The sequence below is a fragment of the Thermogutta sp. genome (assembly GCF_014359955.1).
Taxonomy (GTDB): domain Bacteria; phylum Planctomycetota; class Planctomycetia; order Pirellulales; family Thermoguttaceae; genus Thermogutta.
The window spans coordinates 1-4,055 of the sequence record NZ_JACIYL010000394.1 but is presented as its reverse complement, the minus strand read 5'-3'; the positions used below and the strand labels follow the sequence as shown (position 1 = coordinate 4,055).

General features: G+C 58.7%; 3 protein-coding genes. 1 reads left to right on the top strand and 2 read right to left on the bottom strand.

Annotated features, from left to right (window positions below):
• On the bottom strand, positions 1–1,354 hold a 1,354-nt coding region (locus H5U08_RS11920; RefSeq protein WP_297033289.1), incomplete at its 3' end, for a class I SAM-dependent methyltransferase.
• A 380-nt stretch (positions 1,355–1,734) separates the two neighbouring features.
• On the opposite strand from H5U08_RS11920, the gene H5U08_RS11915 reads away from it, so the two are divergent.
• Positions 1,735–2,346, top strand: coding sequence for a cytochrome c oxidase assembly factor Coa1 family protein (locus H5U08_RS11915; protein WP_297033286.1), 612 nt, complete (start codon positions 1,735–1,737; stop codon positions 2,344–2,346).
• A gap of 77 nt (positions 2,347–2,423) precedes the next feature.
• Here H5U08_RS11915 and glgA read toward each other — a convergent pair whose 3' ends face one another.
• Positions 2,424–3,896, bottom strand: a complete 1,473-nt coding sequence (glgA, locus tag H5U08_RS11910; RefSeq protein WP_297033285.1) for a glycogen synthase GlgA — start codon at positions 3,894–3,896, stop codon at positions 2,424–2,426.
• Positions 3,897–4,055: the final 159 nt, after the last annotated feature.

The window sequence follows — 4,055 nt, the reverse complement described above, 5'->3', positions numbered from 1 at the left end:
GAAGGAGACGACCTCCGGGGCGAAGAATCCGTATTACCTCCAAAAGAGCCTGTCCTGGTAACAGAACATCGGCCAGTGTGTCGACCATAAGCACCCCGTGGAATGCCCCATCCGCTACTGGCACGCGAAGAAGACTTCCTTCGATGGTCTTGATTCCTCTCGGCACGCGCCCGAGGGCTTCAGGCAAGAAATCGATCCCAACCCACCGTAACTGGGGGAACCAGCTTGCCAGATACCGCAAATAGCGGCCGGTCCCACAGCCAAGATCGGCCACGAGTGCACCCGCCGCTAACCCCTGGACCCAAATCCTCGCTTTTTGCAGGCGGGGATCTGAACCATCCAGTGGGGCCTCTTCGCGAAGTTTGGCGTGGGCAGCGCATCGGACACGCCAAAGTGTGGCATCTAGGTAGTATTTGAGCGCGAGTGGGTCTTCTTCCTGATCTCTGCCTGTACCCGCGTTTACTGTTGCCGGGAGCGATCCCTGCGGGGTCAGATGGCGCTGCAAAAACCGCATCGCGCTTTCCCCGCGTGCCCGGTTGTACAAACGGAACCATACGAGGGCGGCTTGGGCCACCGTGGAGAGATGCACCACGCGCTGGCCTTCGCGCTCCGGGAGCGCTCCTGAAGCGAGTTGGAGCCGATCCATTCTCTCGACCAGCGGAAGCGCATCCTGCCGGCGGTTCCACTCCAGGTACAGAAACGCCCGGCGGACGAGAGCGCCCGTCGTTTCCGGTTGGCTGTGGCGGTGTGTGTGAGTCAGCCAGTAATCGATCCCCCGAAGGGCTGCGGTTGTCCAATCGGTGTCGGGCCAGCGACGTCCCGCACGGAGAAGAGGGGTGAGGTCTGGAGGTTCGCGAAACGGGCCATCCCCTTCGTAATTCCAGCTTCTCGTTTTGGGTGGAATGATACGTCCCTCTCCCCCAATCCATTGTCGAAGGAATTGAGCAGCCTTCTGGGCGGGGGACTCAAATTGGGCCAGTTCCGGCATACACGCGAGCCACGCCCGAAGGGCTGCCGCCGTTACCGTGAAGACGGCTTCCGGCGCCCGGGATTCTGACACGGACCCATCCGCAAGTTGGCGGGCTTGGAGCCACCTGGCCATTCGCCAGGCTGCTTCTCGCTGCCCATACTCCATCAGCGTTTCGGTTGCAAGGCCCGCCAGCGTCACCACGGTATGGGGAGCGGTGGTTCGGTCTGCCCATTGCGTGCAGTGGTGCTGAAGTCTCTCGAGACTGGTTGCCACCGTCACCGCACGCGTACCAAAAAAGCCGAACAATCGTCCCAACCATCCTGGATGGCCGTGAGATCTTTGTACAACTTCCGGCAAAGTATCGCGGGAATCGCCTTCAGCCATCACGGTGTTGGTATCCGGTAAGTAGCCTAGGTATCCTCAACGGCGAATGCCCCGGAAACTGAAGGACGCTTAACATGCCATTGAAGGTGCGATTCGCGGGCTCTGGGGGGCCCGCTAAGTGAAACGCCGATGGGCATTCCATGCTCGCCCTGAGACGGCGGCGCTCCGAGTGGCAAAGCGTGACTCGTGTGAGATTGCATTCCCCGACGCGGGAATCCTCCAGCATCGGACACAAGCCCCGGTCCTCACTATGGTCCGTCACCATTATTTTTTTGTCAAATCGCTCTTTGCGCAGCCCCTCTGGATGCATATGATAAACGCAGCGAAATGGAGTCACAATCGGTGAAACCTGCAGAGTTCCTGCCAGGGAAAGAAGGACCATGAGCGACTGGCAGAATAAACAGGAAATTCCTCCGAAGAGTCCTGATAGCCTAGTAGGCCAGGCAAGAAGCTGGATTATGCGTCTGGCCATTGCAGCCATTCTGGTCTTGCTTGCCGTTGCAGGACTGGCTGTTGTTATCCTGACGTTCCTTGCCCGTCTTGGGGGGGAGCCACTCCATCTCGCTTTGGAGGCACTGCGGAAAGATCAGACGGTGGTGGCCCGTCTGGGAGAGCCGATCGAGATGGCGAGTTGGTTTCCGGTGGGAAGCGTCAGGGTCAGCGGCGATCGAGGAAACGCCAATCTAACGTTCCGAGTCAAGGGTTCGCGAGAAAAAGCGCTGGTCAACGTTATTGCCCAAAGAATTGCAGGAAAATGGGGGCTCACCACGCTGGAGGTGAGATACTCGAACGGTGAGCGGCAGATGGTTGATTTGAGTGGACAGGGAGACGAAGAACTCGATGCCCCGAAGTGGAGTCCTCCCTCTGCGCCTGCCGCTCCCCAGGGCGCCGGCCAGGGGGATAAACCCCTGCCACGGGAAGAAGCTCCACCGAATGTCTCGATTCCCGCCCCTTCTGTGGAGATTAAGATCCCCGAAGCGCCCCCGAAGTAAAGTGGTCCCAGGAGATGGGAAAGGGGGACCGCTCGGCCTGAGTCGATCGCGGCATCGCTGAGGGGATTTTCCCGTTCTCATCCCCCACGAATACGTCGCAGCGTGGTCTCGTACATCTCGACGTATTTGGGCGCGCTCCGGGCCCAGGACCAGTCCTGACGCATCCCCGTGAGCACGAGCTGTCGCCAGATCTCAGGCTGTCGGTAGGCCTCGCACGCCCGTCTCAGTGTCTCAGCGAGTGCCTGAGGGCTTTCTTCCGTGAAGCTGAAACCGTTCGCGGTACCATTTGCCAGAGTTTCGGGGCGGCAGTCCACGATGGTATCCGCCAGTCCACCAATCGCCCGTACCACCGGCACAGTGCCGTATTTAAGGGCCTGAAGCTGCGCCAGTCCGCAGGGTTCAAAGCGGCTGGGCATGACGAACATGTCGGCTCCTCCTTGAATCCGATGGGCCAGGGGGAGATTGAACTCAAAAATGACAGAAAGCTTGTCGGGATACCTACTGGCCAGTTCACGGAAGGTCGCCTCGAGCTGATTGTCGCCCGTTCCCAGGATGACCCATTGTGTGTCCGTCTGCTCAAGCCATTCGGGCAGGATTGACGCCACAAGGTCGAATCCCTTTTGGTGGGTCAGCCGGCCAACCATTGCAATAAGCGGGACGTGAGGGCGCGAAGGCAGCCCCACTTCGCTCTGGAGGGCTGCCTTGCAGAACGGTTTCTGCTGCCATACAGTATGCTCGTCGTAACGGGTAGGAAGGTGAGAATCGGTTGCAGGATTCCAAACCGTGTAGTCGATCCCGTTAAGAATCCCCCACAGGACATCCCGCCGACTCTGAATGACTCCTTCCAGGCCGGCTCCGAACTCGGGGGTCTGAATCTCCTGGGCATAGCGAGGGCTGACAGTGCTGATCGCATCCGCAAATACGATCCCCGTTTTCAGTAAGTTGAGCTGCCCATAGGCCTCCATCTGCTGCCAGTTAAAGTATTTCCAATCCAGACCGGTCAGCAGCATGTCCCAGTGCCAGAATCGTCCCTGGTATGCCATGTTGTGAATGGTGAAAACACTGCCCATCGAGCGGTAGAGGGGGGAGGAGCCGTATTCGATCTTCAGGTAAGCGGGAACGAGGCCCGTCTGCCAGTCGTGGGCGTGGATGATATCGGGATAAAAATCGAGCAGGCGGATGGCTTCCAGGGTGGCTCGCGAAAAGAACACGAACCGCTCGCAGTTGTCCGCGTAATCCTGGCCGTGCACACTGTACAGGGCATCTCGGTCGTAATAGTAATCCTGCTGGACAAAATAAAACGTAACAGACTCCGACCGATGCTCGAGGAGCCGCCCCGAGATCGTTTTACTCCCCACGGCCACGATGAATTCTACGTTCAGCGGTCGGATTTCCCGTCCGACGTACCACACGCATCGGTAGGCGGGGAGAATCACTCGCACATCGTGGCCGAGGTCTGCGAGGGCAAACGGCAAACTGCCGCATACGTCTCCCAGTCCACCCGTCGTGGCAAAGGGTACAGCTTCACTGGTGGTGAACAAAATTTTCACAGGACTGACCTCCCGGTACAGATCAATTTCGGCAACCCGAGAAAGGGGTGATAGGCCCCGGCTGGTCGCGATGGAGGGATGGATTCTTCGGATTCTGTTCCTACCGATTGCTACGCCCAATATCAATCAGGGGTTCCCTATTAGTTTAGCTCACCGTTA

Excerpts from the sequence above, each read along its gene's own strand:
- H5U08_RS11915 (WP_297033286.1), top strand. The coding sequence starts at position 1,735 with ATGAGCGACTGGCAGAATAAACAGGAAATTCCTCCGAAGAGTCCTGAT.